At 49.8% G+C, this 448-nt stretch carries 2 tRNA genes and 1 rRNA gene; all 3 read left to right on the top strand.

The window, feature by feature from the left end:
- Nucleotides 1-107, top strand: a 16S ribosomal RNA gene (locus tag HX869_RS31145); the annotation flags it as partial.
- Between the two features lie 124 nt (nt 108-231).
- Nucleotides 232-308: transfer RNA gene (locus HX869_RS31140), tRNA-Ile, on the top strand.
- A 10-nt stretch (nt 309-318) separates the two neighbouring features.
- Nucleotides 319-394, top strand: a tRNA-Ala gene (locus tag HX869_RS31135).
- The last annotated feature ends 54 nt before the right edge of the window (nt 395-448 follow it).

Raw genomic sequence — 448 nt, 5'->3', positions numbered from 1 at the left:
TAGCTAGTCTAACCTTCGGGGGGACGGTTACCACGGTGTGATTCATGACTGGGGTGAAGTCGTAACAAGGTAGCCGTAGGGGAACCTGCGGCTGGATCACCTCCTTAATCGACGACATCAGCTGCTCCATAAGTTCCCACACGAATTGCTTGATTCATTGAAGAAGACGATAGAAGCAGCTTTAAGCTCCAAGCTGATAGCTCTTAGCTAATCAGTTACGCGCTCGAAATTGGGTCTGTAGCTCAGTTGGTTAGAGCGCACCCCTGATAAGGGTGAGGTCGGCAGTTCGAATCTGCCCAGACCCACCAATTTTGTTATGGGGCCATAGCTCAGCTGGGAGAGCGCCTGCCTTGCACGCAGGAGGTCAACGGTTCGATCCCGTTTGGCTCCACCATTAACTGTTTCTACTGTTAGAGTTTAGAAATGAATATTCGCCAATGAATATTGA

The organism is Pseudomonas sp. P7779, from assembly GCF_013386315.1.
Taxonomy (GTDB): Bacteria; Pseudomonadota; Gammaproteobacteria; order Pseudomonadales; family Pseudomonadaceae; genus Aquipseudomonas.
The sequence above is the reverse complement of the archived record's forward strand: the minus strand, read 5'-3'. Positions and strand labels throughout refer to the sequence as shown.